The organism is Dubosiella muris, assembly GCF_004793885.1.
In the GTDB taxonomy this organism is placed as follows: domain Bacteria; phylum Bacillota_I; class Bacilli_A; order Erysipelotrichales; family Erysipelotrichaceae; genus Dubosiella; species Dubosiella muris.
Genome location: NZ_SRYG01000031.1, coordinates 1 through 16,532 on the forward strand (window position 1 = coordinate 1; position 16,532 = coordinate 16,532).

The 16,532-nt window shown below is 51.9% G+C and carries 12 protein-coding genes, 1 CRISPR repeat array and 1 riboswitch; of the genes, 4 read left to right on the plus strand and 8 right to left on the minus strand.

Annotated elements, in window-relative coordinates; translation table 11 throughout:
* The first annotated feature begins 21 nt into the window (after positions 1 to 21).
* A CRISPR array of direct repeats spans positions 22 to 1,334; the repeat unit is 33 nt; unit sequence ATTTCAATCCACTCAACCCAAGAGGGTTGAGAC.
* Positions 1,335 to 1,822: 488 nt separating this feature from the next.
* Genes E5336_RS11430 through E5336_RS11445 form a run of 4 tightly spaced genes read right to left on the minus strand, consistent with a single transcriptional unit; the run spans position 1,823 to position 8,558 of the window.
* The gene (locus tag E5336_RS11430) at positions 1,823 to 6,121 is read right to left on the minus strand and encodes a PolC-type DNA polymerase III (RefSeq protein WP_135981231.1); all 4,299 of its coding nucleotides are present in this window, start codon (positions 6,119 to 6,121) and stop codon (positions 1,823 to 1,825) included.
* Positions 6,122 to 6,134: 13 nt separating this feature from the next.
* Positions 6,135 to 6,818 (minus strand): ribonuclease III, encoded by a 684-nt coding sequence (gene rnc / locus E5336_RS11435; protein WP_135981232.1) that lies wholly within the window; start codon positions 6,816 to 6,818, stop codon positions 6,135 to 6,137.
* Positions 6,802 to 7,293 carry a pantetheine-phosphate adenylyltransferase gene (gene coaD / locus E5336_RS11440; RefSeq protein WP_135981233.1) on the minus strand — a complete coding sequence of 164 codons (492 nt, stop codon included), beginning with the start codon at positions 7,291 to 7,293 and terminating at the stop codon, positions 6,802 to 6,804. The genes rnc and coaD overlap by 17 nt, the downstream gene beginning before the upstream one ends.
* Positions 7,290 to 8,558, minus strand: a complete 1,269-nt coding sequence (locus tag E5336_RS11445; RefSeq protein ID WP_135981234.1) for an FtsW/RodA/SpoVE family cell cycle protein — start codon at positions 8,556 to 8,558, stop codon at positions 7,290 to 7,292. Before E5336_RS11445 ends, coaD begins: the two co-directional genes overlap by 4 nt.
* A 131-nt stretch (positions 8,559 to 8,689) precedes the next feature.
* On the opposite strand from E5336_RS11445, the gene def reads away from it, so the two are divergent.
* The 4 genes from def to E5336_RS11465 all read left to right on the plus strand — a co-directional run bounded on the left by def (position 8,690) and on the right by E5336_RS11465 (position 12,767).
* Entirely contained in the window at positions 8,690 to 9,250 is a 561-nt protein-coding gene (def, locus tag E5336_RS11450; protein ID WP_135981235.1) for a peptide deformylase, read from the plus strand.
* 50 nt (positions 9,251 to 9,300) lie between these two features.
* A complete protein-coding gene (locus tag E5336_RS11455; protein WP_277820861.1) occupies positions 9,301 to 11,157 on the plus strand; it encodes a ribonuclease J in 1,857 nt (618 codons plus the stop codon).
* A 38-nt stretch (positions 11,158 to 11,195) separates the two neighbouring features.
* The gene (locus tag E5336_RS11460) at positions 11,196 to 12,047 is read left to right on the plus strand and encodes a metallophosphoesterase (protein ID WP_135981237.1); all 852 of its coding nucleotides are present in this window, start codon (positions 11,196 to 11,198) and stop codon (positions 12,045 to 12,047) included.
* Between the two features lie 74 nt (positions 12,048 to 12,121).
* Positions 12,122 to 12,220: riboswitch (TPP riboswitch) on the plus strand.
* A 25-nt stretch (positions 12,221 to 12,245) separates the two neighbouring features.
* Positions 12,246 to 12,767, plus strand: coding sequence for an energy-coupled thiamine transporter ThiT (locus E5336_RS11465; RefSeq protein ID WP_135981238.1), 522 nt, complete (start codon positions 12,246 to 12,248; stop codon positions 12,765 to 12,767).
* A 204-nt stretch (positions 12,768 to 12,971) separates the two neighbouring features.
* Here E5336_RS11465 and E5336_RS12650 read toward each other — a convergent pair whose 3' ends face one another.
* From E5336_RS12650 to E5336_RS11480, 4 genes are all read right to left on the minus strand, one after another.
* Positions 12,972 to 13,250 (minus strand): hypothetical protein, encoded by a 279-nt coding sequence (locus E5336_RS12650; RefSeq protein ID WP_277820862.1) that lies wholly within the window; start codon positions 13,248 to 13,250, stop codon positions 12,972 to 12,974.
* A 149-nt stretch (positions 13,251 to 13,399) separates the two neighbouring features.
* A complete protein-coding gene (locus E5336_RS11470) occupies positions 13,400 to 14,395 on the minus strand; it encodes a tyrosine-protein phosphatase (RefSeq protein ID WP_135981239.1) in 996 nt (331 codons plus the stop codon).
* A 93-nt stretch (positions 14,396 to 14,488) separates the two neighbouring features.
* Positions 14,489 to 15,079, minus strand: a complete 591-nt coding sequence (locus E5336_RS11475; RefSeq protein WP_135981240.1) for a cytidylate kinase-like family protein — start codon at positions 15,077 to 15,079, stop codon at positions 14,489 to 14,491.
* An 18-nt stretch (positions 15,080 to 15,097) separates the two neighbouring features.
* On the minus strand, positions 15,098 to 16,465 hold the full coding sequence (locus E5336_RS11480) for an ArsB/NhaD family transporter (RefSeq protein WP_135981241.1): 1,368 nt from the start codon (positions 16,463 to 16,465) through the stop codon (positions 15,098 to 15,100).
* Positions 16,466 to 16,532 lie beyond the last annotated feature (67 nt).

Below are 16,532 nucleotides of genomic sequence, written 5' to 3' on the forward strand. Positions count from 1 at the left end.
CGAAAACTCGGCGAAGGATATATTTCAATCCACTCAACCCAAGAGGGTTGAGACCGAAATGCTTGGAAATCCACGTGCGGCCAAATGATTTCAATCCACTCAACCCAAGAGGGTTGAGACCAACGCCGGCGACGAAAACTCGGCGAAGGATATATTTCAATCCACTCAACCCAAGAGGGTTGAGACCTCGCTTGGATCGTATAGCCTCATGACTACCCAGATTTCAATCCACTCAACCCAAGAGGGTTGAGACGCCCCATGTTTTGCTGAGGATGCGTTACCCCAACAGATTTCAATCCACTCAACCCAAGAGGGTTGAGACTCACGGCGCGCATCCTTGGACGCGCTACGACCGATTTCAATCCACTCAACCCAAGAGGGTTGAGACAATGCATTAATAAAAAACCCTACAAATGGGAAATATATTTCAATCCACTCAACCCAAGAGGGTTGAGACTAGGGGTTTACAAATACCGGCTTAAGTAGTAAGATATTTCAATCCACTCAACCCAAGAGGGTTGAGACAATCTTAAACCTGCAGGATGCGGGGGTGGATCAATATTTCAATCCACTCAACCCAAGAGGGTTGAGACAGGAATAGTACATTTAAGAAAGGAGTGTATCAAGTATTTCAATCCACTCAACCCAAGAGGGTTGAGACTTTACAAACCAATCAACCGATTTTCCATAATTGATTTCAATCCACTCAACCCAAGAGGGTTGAGACCCCTTGAGGACCTCGATCGCCGGTCGCACCCTTGATTTCAATCCACTCAACCCAAGAGGGTTGAGACCGTTTCTGGATATATTGTTTACTATAAAAGCGACAAATTTCAATCCACTCAACCCAAGAGGGTTGAGACTTACTTTCATATCTTTAGATAAGATCTCTGTTTCTGTATTTCAATCCACTCAACCCAAGAGGGTTGAGACGAGGAGCGATGTGTATGATTGATAAGTATAAAATATTTCAATCCACTCAACCCAAGAGGGTTGAGACTACTGGATAAACTTTTGACTCAACCTATTCTTCTATTTCAATCCACTCAACCCAAGAGGGTTGAGACTGAGATCGTCGGGAAACAATTTGAAGAAATTGTATTTCAATCCACTCAACCCAAGAGGGTTGAGACATTATGAAAGGAGTTTTATGGTGATAAGTGAACTATTTCAATCCACTCAACCCAAGAGGGTTGAGACCTTCACTATTCGACCGCATCATCCGCCGATATTGATTTCAATCCACTCAACCCAAGAGGGTTGAGACGACATTGTTCATCACTTTTTTTGTCTCACCAATAATTTCAATCCACTCAACCCAAGAGGGTTGAGACCGTATCACTAACCAATTAACATCTAATTTCTTAAACAAACGTCAACGTTTGGAAATCATTTAAATATATCTCTATGAATTATCCTCATTTTCTTATTCAGGCACTTTTTCTTTCGGTGCGAATCTCCCAAAGATTTCAAGTTCACTTTCTATTCGCACGAAGAAAACATCAAATTTATTTCCTTTTCATAGCTTAATCCACATTTTATACATGAACTTGATCTAAATGATTTTCTACTTAATTCAAAAATTCTTTTATTTTAAATAAGTCACTCCTCCCAATAAAAACAGTTATATTCTCGGATTTTTATAACCCCTCTTGCTGAATAAATCCAAATCTTTTTATTTATTATACCTCAAACGAAAACTTATATTCAGTCTACCAGATTAAATAAACGAAGAAATAAATATGCACATAAAGAAAACCCCTGCATCCCGACATTTTCAGAATCACAAGGGTTTCATTCAATTCAATTTCTCTATCTCAACCTAAAACAACGTCATCTGGTTCTCCTCGTCCAGACCCTCCGTCGCCCCCATCTGGTCCATCTTATCCAGCAAAGTCTTCGAAATCTGCGTCCGCTTCAAAACATCCTCCTTCGAAAGAAACGCCCGCTCCTCCCGCGCCTTGACAATCGACTTTCCTACGTTGTCACCCAGACCGTCCAGCGACGTGAACGGCGGAATAATCATCTTCGGATTGTCCGGATCGACCCGGAACTCCGTGGCCGCCGATCTCGTAATCGAAAGATTCGTAAACCGGTATCCCCGCAGCACCATCTCCAGCGCCAGCTCCAGCGTATCGTAAATCGCCTTGTCCTTCGGCGTGTTCATCTCCTTGTTCAGCTTGATCTCGCTCATCTTCTTCCGGATGGCTTCCTCGCCCTGAATCATCGTCTGAATGTCGTACGCATCGCAGCGAATCGAAAAATACTGGCAATAATAATACGCCGGCATATGCACCTTGAACCAGGCGATCCGCACCGCGTTCATCACATACGCCACCGCATGCGCCTTCGGGAACATATACTTGATCTTCTTACACGACTCGATGTACCAGTCCGGCACCTTGTTTTCCTTCATGAGCTCTTCCCACTCCGGTTTCAAGCCTTTGCCCTTTCGCACGCTCTCCATGATCGTGAAGCTCGCCTTCGGCGGCAAGCCATATCCCATCAAATCCACCATGATGTCGTCACGACAACCAATGACCTCGTTCAGCTTACACGTGCCATCCTCGATCAAATCCTTCGCGTTCGACAACCATACATTCGTACCATGCGACAATCCCGAAATCGTCACCAGCTCCGCGAACGTCTTCGGCTTCGTCATCTCCAAAATCCCGCGCACAAACGGCGTACCAAACTCCGGGATTCCCGCCGCACCCGTCACTTCCGAGTACCGCGTCGAGTCGATATCCAAACCATCCAGCGACGAGAAAATCGACATCGTCTTCGGATCGTTCATCGGAATCGTCGTCACGTCGATTCCCGTCATTCGCTCAAACATCTTCATCGCCGTCGGGTCGACATGACCCAAAATATCAAACTTCAAAATATTGTCATGGATCTGGTGGAAGTCGAAATGCGTCGTCTTCCACTCCGCGTACGGGTTGTTCGCCGGATACTGCACCGGCGTAAAGTCATGCACATCCATATCCAGCGGCACCACGACGATTCCGCCCGGATGCTGCCCCGTCGTTCGCTTCACGCCCTCGCAGCCCTTCGCCAAATCCGTCCGCTTCGCCTCCGAAAACGGAACCGGAAGCTCCATTTCCTCCTCGAAGCCTTTCACGTAGCCGTACGCCGTCTTCTCCTGCACCGTGCCAACCGTGCCGGCCCGGAACACATGATCCTCGCCAAACACCTCTTTCGTATAGGCGTGGGCGTTGGCCTGGTATTCCCCCGAAAAGTTCAAGTCGATATCCGGCACCTTGTCCCCCTCGAAACCAAGGAACGTCTCAAACGGAATATCCTGCCCGTCGCCCCGCATCGGCCGATGGCAAATCGGGCACTCCTTATCCGGCAAGTCGAACCCCGACTTCACCGAGTCGTCATCCAAAAACTCGTAATGCTGGCAATGATGGCAAATGTAATGCGGCATCAGCGGATTCACCTCCGTGATCCCCGACATCGTCGCGACAAAACTCGAACCAACCGAACCACGGGAACCAACCAGATACCCGTCCTCGTTGCTTTTCTTCACCAAAAGATGGGAAATATAGTAAACCACGTAGTAGCCCGCGCCAATGATGCTGTCCAGTTCCCGCACAAGCCGCTTCTCCACGATTTCCGGCAAATCCTTCCCGTACCACTGATGCGCCGTTTCAAAACAAATGTCCCGCAGCTTTTGATCGGAACCCTCGATATCTGGCGGATACAGCTTGTCCTTGATTGGATAAATCGGCTCCATCGTATCTTTCAGCTTGTTCGGATTGTCAATGACGATTTCCCTCGCCTTGTCCTCGCCAAGCCAGCTGAACGCCGACAACATTTCCCGCGTCGTCAGCAAATACTGGTTCGGCGCCGGATACATCTTCCGGTCCTGCGCGTTGTACTTATACAACGGATGCCGCGCGTTGCCAATCGCCTTCGCGTTAATATAAATATCCCGGATACGTTTCTCATGCGGATGCACATAGTGCGCGTCGCTCGTCGCCAAAACCGGCTTGCCAAGCTCGTCGGCCGCCTCCAAAATATAGCCCAGCACCTTCTTCAAATCCGCCGCGTTCAAAATCGCGCCCCGGTCGATCAAGTTTCGATAGCATTCCAGCGGCTGCACTTCCACGTAGTCGTAAAACTCCATCGTCTTCTTCAGCAAGTCGTGGTCGCGCGTATGCGCCATCTCGAACACCTCGCCGTTCTGGCACGACGACCCCAGCAGCAAATTTCCGTTTTTATGCTTCTCCATCAGCTCCGCCCGCGGGATGCGCGGCTCGGCCACGACATTTTCCGTCGACTTGCCATTGTACGCCAAATACTTCGTATGCGACAACGTGATCAGCTCAAACAGCTCCTTCAGCCCTTCCTTGTTTTTGGCAAACACCGTGATGTGGCTTGGCCGCACCTTTTTAAAGCTGTCCTCTTTCTGGTTGTCCTGCAACGTATCCAGCGTGGCATCCGACTTGTACGCGTTCAACATATGGCAAAGCACTTGCGAAAGCACCTCCGCATCGTAATCCGCCCGGTGCGCCCCTTCGCCATCGTACTTCACGCCATAGTGCCGGCACACGTTCCCCAGACGATACCGCTTCAAGTCCAGCATCGCGTGCGCCAGCGGCAGCGTGTCGATCACCGGATTCGAAAATTCCGGCTTGCCAAGCTTTCTTGCCGCCGCGTTCATGAACCCCACGTCAAACGTCGCGTTATGCGCCACCAGCACCGCGTCCCCGATCCATTGCTTTAAATCGTCAAACACGTCCTCGATTGGCTTCGCCGCGTCCACGTCGCTCTGGTTGATATGCGTCAGGCTCGAAATGTGCGCCGGGATCGACCGCTTCGGATTGACAAACAACTGCTTGCGGTCAATCACTTCCCGATCCTTCATCTTCACCGCACCAAACTCGATGATCTCGTCCAGCCGGTTCGAAAGACCCGTCGTCTCCAAGTCGAAAATGACGTACTCCGCGTCCTCCAGCTTGCGATGGTCATTGTTGTAGACGATATGGTACACCGGGTCCACCATGCTCATCTCGCAACCATACAGCATCTTGAACTTGCGTTCCGGATCCTTTTTGTTCAGCGCGCTCACCTTGTGCTGCGCCATCGGAAACGCCTGCACGACCTGGTGGTCGCACACCGCGATCGCGTCCATCCCCCAGTCGTACGCCGTCTGAATGTATTCCTCGATCGCGCACACGCCATCCATTTCCGAAAAATTGGAATGCACGTGCCATTCCACCCGTTTTTTCAATTCCGGATCCCTGCGCTTTGGCGCCGGAATTTCCTCCACTTTGGAAATCATAAACGAGTTCGCCCGCGAATACGAGTCGTACACGACTTGCCCAGTCAGCCGGACAAACATGCCTTTGCCCACCGACTCGATTTCCTCCAGCGTATGGCGCTTGCCTTCAAACCGCTTGGCGACGATCGCCTCCTCGTAGTCGGACACATACAGCATCTGCAACGTTTTGCCACTCTTCGTCACCCGGTTGTCGACATCGAAAATGTGGCCTTCGACGCACACGTTGTCCATGCCCACTTCCAGATCCGCGATTTTAACTAGCGGCGCCGCCTCTTTTTTGTAGCGGGCGAACCGCTCCTTCTTTTCCACCGGCGCGCTCTTTGGCACCGGAAGATCCGGAATGTACACGGCTTCCACCGGCTGGTCGTCTTCGACCAAATCCACTTTCAGCGCCTGCCGGATGCCGACTTTCGCCAGCAGCTCCTCCAACCGCTTCAGCGAGCGGTTCATCGCCGCCGCCTTTTCCTCATCCGTCGTGGAAAACGTGTACGATTGCTCGCCCTTGCTTGGATTGATATACCGGAAGCATTGCAGCCGCGTTTCCTTTTGCGTGAAAAAAGCGACATAGCGCGATAACTCGCCCACGTTCACTTCGCCGTTTTCCGCCTGAATCGTCACGTCCACGCTGGCATGGAACGTCAGCCGAAGCGCGTTGACCATCCGGTCGTACACCTCGTATGGCAGGGGCGCCTTCAAAGCGAAATACAACGTCAGCTCGCGGCGTCTTGAATGAAACTCCGGCGTCTGAAAATAAGAAGCCCCCTCAAAAAAAGAGGCGAGTTCCTCGGGGAGAAACTCGATCAATCCTGTAATATCGTTTTTCGACATAGACCCTCCTCTTCTACTTGGCCATTTTTTCGAACGCGTTTTTCGCCGCTTTCTGCTCCGCCTTCTTCTTCGTGCTGCTCACGCCCACGCCCAGCTGAATGTCGTCCAAATACACGCCCATCGTAAAGGTTGGCGCGTTGCTTGGCCCGACTTCCTCCAGCAGGCGGTACTGGAGCGTTTTGCGCGAATCCGCCTGGATGACTTCCTGCAAATGCGTTTTGTAGTCCGTCACCTCGTCGCTCTTTTCCTCTTTGAACACCGGCTTCATGACCTTCTGCAAAATCGAGTCCACCGCCTTGTAGCCCTGATCCAAATACACCGCGCCGATGCACGCCTCAAAATGGTCCGCCAAAATGCTCGCCCGCTTGCGGCCGCCCGATTTTTCCTCGCCGACACCAAGCATTAAATAATTGTACCAGCCCAGCTGCTCGTTCAAATGGGCGAGGGTCGCCTCGCACACCGTTTGCGCGCGCAGCGTCGTCATTTTGCCTTCGCGCATTTTCGGTTCCATTTCAAACAACTGCTGGGCGCTCCAGATTTGCAGCACCGCGTCCCCCATGAATTCCAGACGCTCGTTGTCGTCGATTCCGTTATGATGTTCGTTGGCGTACGAAGAATGCGTGCACGCCTCGATATAATATTTCGGATCCTTTACGGAATATCCGTTTTCCTCCATCCAGTCAATTAATGTTTTCATCCATTTCCTCCTGCTCCAACAATGTTTTCAAAACGCAAGCCGGCACGAATTTCGCCACATCCTGATGGTATTTGACGAGTTCGCGCACATTCGAGCTTGAGTATAAATCGTACTCCGGCTTCGTAAACAGGCAAACCGTTTCCACGTCCGGATCCAAATACCCGTTCATAAACGCCATGTTTTGCTCGTACGCACAATCCTGCCCGTTCCGGATGCCGCGAAACAGCACTCGCGCCCCCGCCTTTCGACAGGCGTCCACAACCAATCCGTTTTGGACGGCGCAACGCACGTTCGGCAACCCGGCGCACGCCGCCTCCAGCCACGCCAGCCGCTGATCCAGCGAATACATCGAACGCTTTTCGGAATTGACCGCCACAAACACATACAACGTATCCACAAGCCGGCTCGCGCGCTCGATAATGTCCACGTGCCCGAGCGTCAGCGGATCAAAGCTGCCGCAAAACGCGCCAATCATAACCGCACCCCTTTCATTTCCTTTTCCCGGATCTTCGAAATCATCTGCTGGCAAAGCCCCAGCGCGAAGGAAACCGCCAGCAAAGACGAGCCGCCGCTGGAAATAAACAGCAGCGGGATCCCGGTCATCGGGATCAGCGCCCCCACGCCGCCAACATTCAAAGCGAAATGCAGGAACAAGTACGTTCCCGTTCCAATCAAAATCATTTTTTTCACCGTGTCCTGCGTACGCAGCGCGTAATAAATCAGCCGGTACTCAATCACGCCATATAAAAAGATAATAAACGCGAAGCCGAGAATTCCCGTTTCCTCAATCGTCACCGCGAGGATGTAGTCGTTGTCGGCCTGCGTCAAATAGCCGTATTTGCGCGAGGAATTGCCAAACCCTTTGCCAATCACGTGGCTGTCCGCGATTCCATACAACGAGTTGGCCGGCTGGTAACCGGTCCCGTAAATATCCGAATACGGGTTTTTCGCGTTGACGATCCGCGTCGCGATGTGGGCCAGCGGCGTTTGGGCAAGAAGATCGGTCCCGATGTCCGTGACGCCAAACAAGCCGACGAGCGCGATAGCGCCAGCCGCCAGCAACACAGTCACCCGCTTTTGCACTTTGCGCAAAGTCGGATACGACGGCAGCATCATGCACACGTACACGATGCCGCTCGTGATGGCCGCCGTCCCGTAGTCTTTTTGCGCCGCCAGCAAAATCATCGTCACAAGCCAGGCGATGAGCGGCCAGCGGAAAAACGCGAAAAAGGACTTGCGCTGCTCGCGGTTGCGCTTGGCGCTATACACCGCGCACGCGCAAATGATGATCAGCAGCGGCTTGCCGAATTCGGAAGGCTGCAACGTGACCGAGCCGATGCGGATCCAGGCGTGGCTGCCGCCAACGGCCGGAAACGCGAACGGGGTGATCATCGCCCCGATAAAAATCAAAAAAATCACGATTTGGATGCGGTAGAACCAGCGCAGACTAAACCCCTTGTCCGCGTACAGGAACGTCAAATACGCCGCGCCCAAAAAGGCGAACTGTTTGACTAAAGCGAAAAGCACCGTGCGCAGCGAATCCGTCGTCTGGCCTACCGCGGTCGAGGCGATCATCGCGGTCCCGAAAAGCATGAGTCCAAAGATCGCCAGGTTGAGCGGAACGTCCGAGTAGGGAGCCAGCGTCACCGTGTTGATAAAATCGCGGATCCGCGTATTGCGTTTCAGCTTGCGAAGATATCTCTTTTCCTTTCTGGAAATTTTTTTTCTTTGTTCAGACATGCTCCCATTCTACCATAGAAACGACATGTTCATCGAACCTTTTTGCACAATCTCCCCGTAAGATAAAATCGAATGGAACGATTTGTCAACACGTTGAAAATGGATTAAAATGAAAAAGCGAGGAAAATAAAATGAAAATAACATTAGATACGATTATTAGCGATCACGATCCTAGGATCCGCGAGAAAAGCGAAAAAGTTGCCCTTCCCCTGGACGCGCAGGACCGCGAGCTTCTCGAAGCGATGCTTACCTACGTGCGCGATTCACAGGACGAGGAAATCGCCGAGCGCGACAACCTGCGCCCCGCCGTGGGCATCGCCGCCATCCAGGTCGGCGTTCCAAAACAAATGCTAGCCATCGTCTGCCCGAACCCGGACAACGAGGAGGAAGACATCGAACTGGCTCTGGTCAATCCGAAAATCATTTCGGAATCGGTGCAAAACGCCTATTTGGATTCCGGCGAAGGCTGCCTGTCGGTACTGGAAGAGCACGAAGGGCACTCCATGCGGCACGCCCGCATCAAAGTGCGCGCCTTTGACTTGGTGCGCAACGAAAACGTCACGATTCGCGCGAAAGGGTTTTTGGCGATTTGTCTGCAGCACGAAATCGACCATTTGTCGGGCATTTTGTTTTATGACCGCATCGACCCGAACGATCCATGGAAAACGGATCCGGAAGCAGAAGTGTACTAGCTTCTGTTTTTTTGTTCCTAATAGAGTATAATAAAGTTAAAGATTTTTTTATGAATAGAAAGAGGTCATCAATGCCAAATAAATCGAATCACCATCAAGGAGGGCATTTGACAAACAAAAAGACCCCGGTTCGCAAAAATCAAGTCCAAAAAGGCGACACGTTGATTTACGCCTTGGGCGGACTTGGCGAAGTCGGAAAAAACATGTACTGCTATGAATATGAAAACGAGATCTGCATCGTCGACTGCGGCGTTTTGTTCCCTGGCGACGAGCTGCTCGGCGTAGACTATGTCATCCCGGACTACCACCATTTGATCCGGATGAACAAAAAAAGGAAATTCCTCGTCATCACGCACGGTCACGAAGACCATATCGGCGGAATTCCTTTTTTGCTGAAACAGGTCCAGATCGACGCGATCTACGCACCACGGTTTGCCAAAGCCCTCATTCTAAAAAAACTTAGTGAACACAAAGGACTCGAAAAAGTCCCGATTATCGAGATCGACGAAGACTCGTCGATCAAGACTCGTTATTTTACTGTTGGTTTTTTCAACACGATCCACTCCATCCCGGACTCGCTGGGCGTGCTGATCACGACGCCAAACGGCTCCATCGTGCATACGGGCGACTTTAAGTTCGATCTCACCCCGGTGGGCACCAACGCCAACTACCAGAAAATGGCGTACATCGGCGTCATGCAGCCGGACGTGCTCATGGCCGATTCCACCAACGCCGGCGTTGAGGAGTTTTCGATTTCCGAAAAAGACGTCGCCAACGAGATTTTGGAAATCATGCGCAATGCCAAGCACCGGCTGATCATCGCGACGTTCGCGTCCAACGTGTACCGCGTCAACCAAATCATCGAGGCGGCGCTCAAATGCGGACGAAAGATCGCCGTCTTTGGACGAAGCATGGAAAACGTCGTGGATATCGCCCGGAAAATGGGTGTCATCAAAATCAAGAACTCGCAAATCCTTTCCCCTGAGGAGCTGTCCCGCACACCGGACAACGAAGTGTGCATTTTGTGCACCGGCTCCCAGGGCGAACCGCTGGCCGCCTTGTCGCGCATCGCGTCGGGCACCCACCGCCACATCCACTTGAAGCCAAGCGACACGGTGGTGTTCTCGTCCAGTCCGATTCCGGGCAACGCGTCCAGCATCAACAAGATCATCGACAAGCTGTTCCGCTCGGGCGCGACCGTGCTGTCCAAATCGGTTTTAACCAATTTGCACACGACCGGCCACGCCTCCAAGGAAGAACAAAAGCTCATGCTGCAGCTCATCAAGCCGCACTACTTCATGCCGATCCATGGCGAATACAAAATGCTCATGCAGCATCGCCAAACCGCGATCGATACCGGCATGCCGCCTGAAAACATTTTTGTGTGCGCCAACGGTGACATTCTCATCCTGCGCAACCACGAGCTGCTGCAAAGCGACTGGCGCTACCAGGGCGACGACATTTATGTCGACGGCAACGACATTTCCGGTTTGTCGACCGCCGTCCTTAAAGACCGCCGCATTTTAGCCGACAACGGTCTGGTCGCCGTCATCATCGCGATCGACTCGAAGGAAAACAAGATCCTCTCCAGACCGGTCATCGTTTCGCGCGGCTTCGTCTTTATCAAAGACAGCCAGGCGCTCATCAAGGAAGCCGAATTTATCGTCGGCGCGTCTTTGCAGGAAAAAATGAAAGAGAAGACGACGTTCTCGGAAATCAAAAACTGCATCCGTTCGACGCTGGAGCCGTTCCTTTACAAAAAGACGCATCGGAATCCAATCGTGATCCCGGTCATCTTGAACTCGAAACAAACGATGGAGGAAATCACGAAAAAGCGCGCCGCGCACGACCGTTCGAAACGGCCGATCCATTCCAGACGGGAAAACAATCATCGGGAAGCGAAGTAATTGCTTCCCTTTTCTCTTTTTATGGTAAAATTGTGCATATGACAAAACTTCAAAAAACCTTGTTCATCGCCGTGGCCGTCCTGACCGCGTGCATGATGTCGATTTGCGCCTCGCTCTATCATGCCATTTACATCGAGCCTGGCGAGATTGCTGTCAACTACCAGATGATCAAAAACAAAAAAATCCCAAAAGACATGTACGACGTGTCCATCGTGTATTTCACCGATTTGGAGTATGGCAAATTCCAGGACCAGAAGCGGACGGACGCCTTGTTCAAAAAAATCGAGGAGCTGCACCCGGACATTCTTATTTTCGGCGGCGACCTTTTCGACGCCAAATACAAAACGACCGACCAGGACCGGCAGGCGATGATCGACCGGTTCGCGGCCCTTCCGGCCTCGCTGGGCAAGTTCGCCGTCATCGGCGAGCAGGATCTTGTCAACGAGGAGCGCCAGACGCTTGTCTACGACATTTACGCCAACAGCCAGGTCGAGGTCGTCGACAACAGCACCCGGTTTCTTGGCAACCGTTCCAAGTCGGGCATTCAGCTGATCGGTTTGCGTACCGACGCCGACTTCAACCAGGCGCTCGCCAACGTGGATGACACCCACTACAACTTGCTCGTGTCCCATTACGCCGACCACCTGCGCAACGACGCGCTTAAAAACGTCTCGATTTCCTACGCGCTGGCGGGAAACTCGCACGGAACGCAAATCCTGTATCCGATCCTTGGCGGCTACCGCAAATATCCGGGCAACGAAAAACTCAACCGCGACAACGGGGCGAATCTTCCGTTTCCGTACTATATTTCGGCGGGAACCGGCTGCATTCACGTCAACGCCCGTCTGAACGCCACGCCGGAAATCGTCTATTTGATTTTTTCACGATAGCCTATCCATCTTCCTTTTTGGAAGATTTTTTCATGTTTTCATGGTGTTTTCCTTGATTTTGTGTATAATGAAGTCATCAACGACAGGGGCGCCGCAAGGCTGAGATGTGCGAAGCACGGTCCCTCGGACCTGATCTAGATAATACTAGCGTAGGGAGTCTGTGGATTATTTCCTGCGCCTCATTGGAGGTGTTTTTTTATGAAAAAAAATTTATCTGTCAGAGAGCTTGTGTTGATGGCCTTTTACGTGGCTTTGTTTATGGTGTTGGACACGTTTGTCAACACGCTGCCGTTTTTCCAAATGCCCAATGGCGGAAGCCTTGGTCTTTCGACCATTCCTTTGCTGATGGCAAGCTATCAGCTCGGCTGGCAAAAAGGACTCGTCGTTTCGATTGTGAGCGTCTTCGCCCAGTTCGCGACCGGTCCGATGTACACCCCCGATCTGCTCGGGTTCCTGCTCGACTATTTGATCGCATTTAGCGTATACGGTCTGGCTTGCCTGTTCCCGAATTTTGGCTGGTTTGATTCCGGTGTCCTGATCACCAACGTGATCCGCTTTCTTTCTTCGACGATTAGCGGATGCGTCGTATGGGGACTGCTTCCTTTGCCTTCGGCGGCCTACAACGCGACGTACATGGTCCCCACGCTGCTTCTCGACCTCGTGCTCGTGCCGCTGCTGCTCAAAGCGCTAGCGCCTCTCATGAACAAGGCGCGGGCCTGATCTATCTCTATCCGTTTCCGGGATGCCGTTTCGGCATCCTTTTTCATGGGCAAAAAAAAAGAAGACGCGCGTCTTCTTGCGTTATCCCGCCATGGCCGCCAAAATCAATGTGACAGCGAGCATGCCAAGGATCACGATGGATCCCGAATGCGGGATCGGCTGTTTCCAGTTGTCCTTCATTTCTTTTCTCCCCTTCTTTTCCCATTATGTTTTCATTTTTAACTTCTTATATTTCATATTGTAACATAAAACGCAAAACAATCCAAAAGAAAAAGACCATTTCTGGTCTTTTCGAATCTGGAAACCGTGATCTCCTACAGTCCAATCCGCTGGAATCGGAATCTTTTTTACTCCATTTTCTTCTAGAGCTTTGCGCGTAAATCCCTGTCTGCGGCCGATGCATCTCCCCTGCTTTAAATTCCAGCGTTTTTTTATATTATTAATACACCAAGAACTCCCATGTCCAAAATAAAATCCACTCATAAAATCCATAAAGAATACAGACTGTGCTTTTCAGGGGGATATGGATATCGCTCGCTTTGCGTGCGATTAGCTCTGTCTATAAAATACCATTGCCTATGGGATTGCGCAATTTTAACGACCTAAATGTTATGTTTTTTCTAATACAAATTTTAAACCAGAAATTTCTCGCGCAGCCGGGCGATGTCAGCCTTTTCCAAGCCAAGCCCTTCGATCAAATAATTTTCCATCGTGCCAAAATTTTGCTCGATGCTCTGGTACGCCAAATCAAGATACTCTTTTTTGGCGTCATACAAATCATCAAGATGGCCGACAAGATCGGGATGGGCGCGCAGCCGGACCGCCAGCGCGTCTTTTTCCCCTTTCAAATACACGTTTGTCTGCAAATAGTCCTGGTAAATCCGTTCTTTGGACACGCCCAAAGCGCTCAGCAGCAGCATTGTCCCGACACCCGTCCTGTCTTTGCCCTGGGTGCAGTGCCACAGCACGCTGCCTTTCTCGCTGGCGAGCAAATGCTCGAAAAAGCGCCGGTACGCCTTCAGTCCCTGCTCGGACACCACCAGTTCTTCGTACATGCAGCGCATCGTCTTTTTCGCGTGCCGAATCAAATCCAGCATGTTTTGCGCGTGCGTGTCTTTCGCCAGCAAGTCCAGCGAGGACGCTTTTCGCGGGGAAACATGGACGTTTTCCGCCTGCAGCATGATTGGATCGGGCGCGGCGAGCCGTTCGACTTCCGTCCGCAAATCCATCACGAGCCGGACGTCGAATTCCTGCTCCAACCGGTGCCGGTCGGCTTTGGAAATTTTATGCAAACTTCCGCTTCGCAGCAGCTTGTGGGGCAAAATGAACCGGCCGTCCATCGTCTGGATGCCGCCAAGATCGCGCGTGTTGTCCAAAGACTCGAACCCGATTCGACTGCCTTCGAACGCGCCGAAAATGATAGCCGGATTGGCTTGCTTCAACGCTTCGAACACGAGTTCCGGATCCTTGGACTCCAACTCGAAGGTGTACACTTTTTTATTTTTATCCACCAAATACAGCGCGCCTTCCCACTCGAACGCCCAAATCACATGCTGGATGTCGATTCGCCGTTCCCGTCCGTTTTCGCTGAACGTGATACTTGTCAAAGCATGATTGTTTTCCTGCATAGCCAATCCTCCTTGTATTATTATACCGGCCTCCTTTTTATCAGGTATCTTAAATGCCCAAAAGAAAATCCCCGCCAAAGCGGGGATCGCCAATCAATCGGGCAGGTTCGATTGAATCATGTCAATATACGTAATCAAAAACCGGACCGTTTGCGGCACGCCCAGCTTGGACGAGTCGATGCACAAGTCGTAAAACCGGGAATCGCCCCATTTGTGGTCGCAATAGTAATTGTGGTACGTCTTGCGGTTGCGGTCGGTCTTTTTGATGAGCGCCTGCGCTTCCTTTTCTGACAAGCCGAACTGCTTCATCGTCCGCTCGACTTTCATATCCATGGCCGCGCTGACGAAAATCGTGATCGGATCGTAGCCGTCCAGCACGCTTTCCCCGCAATGTCCCACGACGATAAACGACGCGCCGACCCGCGCTTTTTCCCGCAGGAAGTCGAACTCCTTCATCGCGATGTTGTCGATGTTCGAATTGGTCAGTCCGCGCACGGTCCGGGAACGGATCCGCCAACGGGGCGCCTCGTCGTACTGGTTGATTTGGTCGATGTCATAGCTTTCGTGGATGCCGATCTCGTTGAGCATATTTTCATCGTATACTTTCAGTTTGTAGTGGTCGGCCAGCGCCCGGGCGATTTCCTGCCCGCCGCTGCCAAACTCCCTTGAAATCGTAATGATCATCTTTTTTCCCTTTCTGTCTTACACATAACGGACAAACACGCAAATCATCGCGATCCCGATCACCAAAAGAGTGGCCGGCACGCAGTATTTACAATATTTGCCCCAGCCAATCGGATATCCGGCTTTCATCGCCACGGCCGTGCCCACGACGTTGGCGCTGGCGCCAATCGGCGTCGCCGAGCCGCCAATGTCCGTTCCAATCGACAGCGTCCACGCCAGCGTCGCCAGCGGCACCGACGAGCTGAGCGACAGCATGCGGATGACCGGAATCATCGTGGCCGCGAACGGAATGTTGTCCACAAACGCGCTGGCGATCGCCGACACCCACAAAATAATGCCAAGCATCACATACACGTTGCCGTTGGAAACAAGGGCGATGCCTTCCGCGATCCATTCGAGCACGCCGGTTTGCTCCAGGCCGCCCACGACCACGAACAGACCGATAAAAAACAGCAGCGTCTTGTAGTCGACCTTCGTCAAAATGAGCGGCGCTTTCCTTCCCGCGCCCGCCAGCGTCAAAATCGAAATGAAAACGCCGATGAACGCCACGCTCAAATGCGTGCTGCCATGCGTCACAAGCAAGACGATGGCCAGCAAAAAGATCGCGGTCGAAACAAGGAAGCCGCGCGGATGCGTGATGGCTTCCTTCGGATCGGGAAACGTCTCGATGTCCCGGATGTGCGCCTCGCTCTTTTTCAGCCCTTTGGCAAAGCACAGCCAAAAATACACCAAAACGAACACGAGCGCGATCAGGACGATCGAGCCGGTGTTGGCGACAAAATCGGCGAACGAGTACCCAAGCGCGGTGCCGATGATGATGTTGGGCGGATCCCCGCACATCGTGGCCGCGCCACCAAGGTTGGCGCAAAAGATTTGCGCCAAAATGACAGGCACCGGATCGAAGCGCAGCAGCTGCGCCAGCTCGACCGTGACGGCCGCCAAAAACAAGATGACGGTAATGCTGTCGATAAACATCGACAGAACCGCCGCCATGATCATAAACACCAGAAAGATCCACGTCGCTTTGTAGCGCACCATCTTCGCGAACCGCAGACAAAGCCACCGGAAAAATCCCGCATCCGCCATGCCTTCCACCATGATCATCATGCCGGCGATAAACAAAATTGTGGCCCAGTTGATTCCGCCCACCGTTTCGGCGCCTTCGCTGGCGCCATACCAAAACGCCGGGGTGAAGATGCTTTGCACGTTTAACGTCGACCAAATCGCGGGCCACGAGCCCATGCAGACGCCAAATACGAGCAGCAGCGTGGCCGCTCCGCACCCCAGTGTGACCACGTGCCGCTCGATTTTATCCAAAATAATCAACACGAACATGACCACAAAAATCGACACCGCGACCCACGGTGCCAATCCCAATGCATTCATAATCTTTTCTCTCTGGTATATATGAATTAGCCCATTTAACTGAGCCATTCTATATACCTTTTCCTTT

Bases quoted from the DNA above. Each gene is read 5' to 3' on its own strand.
- E5336_RS11430 (WP_135981231.1), bottom strand. From the start codon at position 6,121: ATGTCGAAAAACGATATTACAGGATTGATCGAGTTTCTCCCCGAGGAA.
- rnc (WP_135981232.1), bottom strand. From the start codon at position 6,818: ATGAAAACATTAATTGACTGGATGGAGGAAAACGGATATTCCGTAAAG.
- coaD (WP_135981233.1), bottom strand. From the start codon at position 7,293: ATGATTGGCGCGTTTTGCGGCAGCTTTGATCCGCTGACGCTCGGGCAC.
- E5336_RS11445 (WP_135981234.1), bottom strand. From the start codon at position 8,558: ATGTCTGAACAAAGAAAAAAAATTTCCAGAAAGGAAAAGAGATATCTT.
- def (WP_135981235.1), top strand. From the start codon at position 8,690: ATGAAAATAACATTAGATACGATTATTAGCGATCACGATCCTAGGATC.
- E5336_RS11455 (WP_277820861.1), top strand. From the start codon at position 9,301: ATGAATAGAAAGAGGTCATCAATGCCAAATAAATCGAATCACCATCAA.
- E5336_RS11460 (WP_135981237.1), top strand. From the start codon at position 11,196: ATGACAAAACTTCAAAAAACCTTGTTCATCGCCGTGGCCGTCCTGACC.
- E5336_RS11465 (WP_135981238.1), top strand. From the start codon at position 12,246: ATGAAAAAAAATTTATCTGTCAGAGAGCTTGTGTTGATGGCCTTTTAC.
- E5336_RS12650 (WP_277820862.1), bottom strand. From the start codon at position 13,250: ATGAGTGGATTTTATTTTGGACATGGGAGTTCTTGGTGTATTAATAAT.
- E5336_RS11470 (WP_135981239.1), bottom strand. From the start codon at position 14,395: ATGCAGGAAAACAATCATGCTTTGACAAGTATCACGTTCAGCGAAAAC.
- E5336_RS11475 (WP_135981240.1), bottom strand. From the start codon at position 15,079: ATGATCATTACGATTTCAAGGGAGTTTGGCAGCGGCGGGCAGGAAATC.
- E5336_RS11480 (WP_135981241.1), bottom strand. From the start codon at position 16,465: ATGAATGCATTGGGATTGGCACCGTGGGTCGCGGTGTCGATTTTTGTG.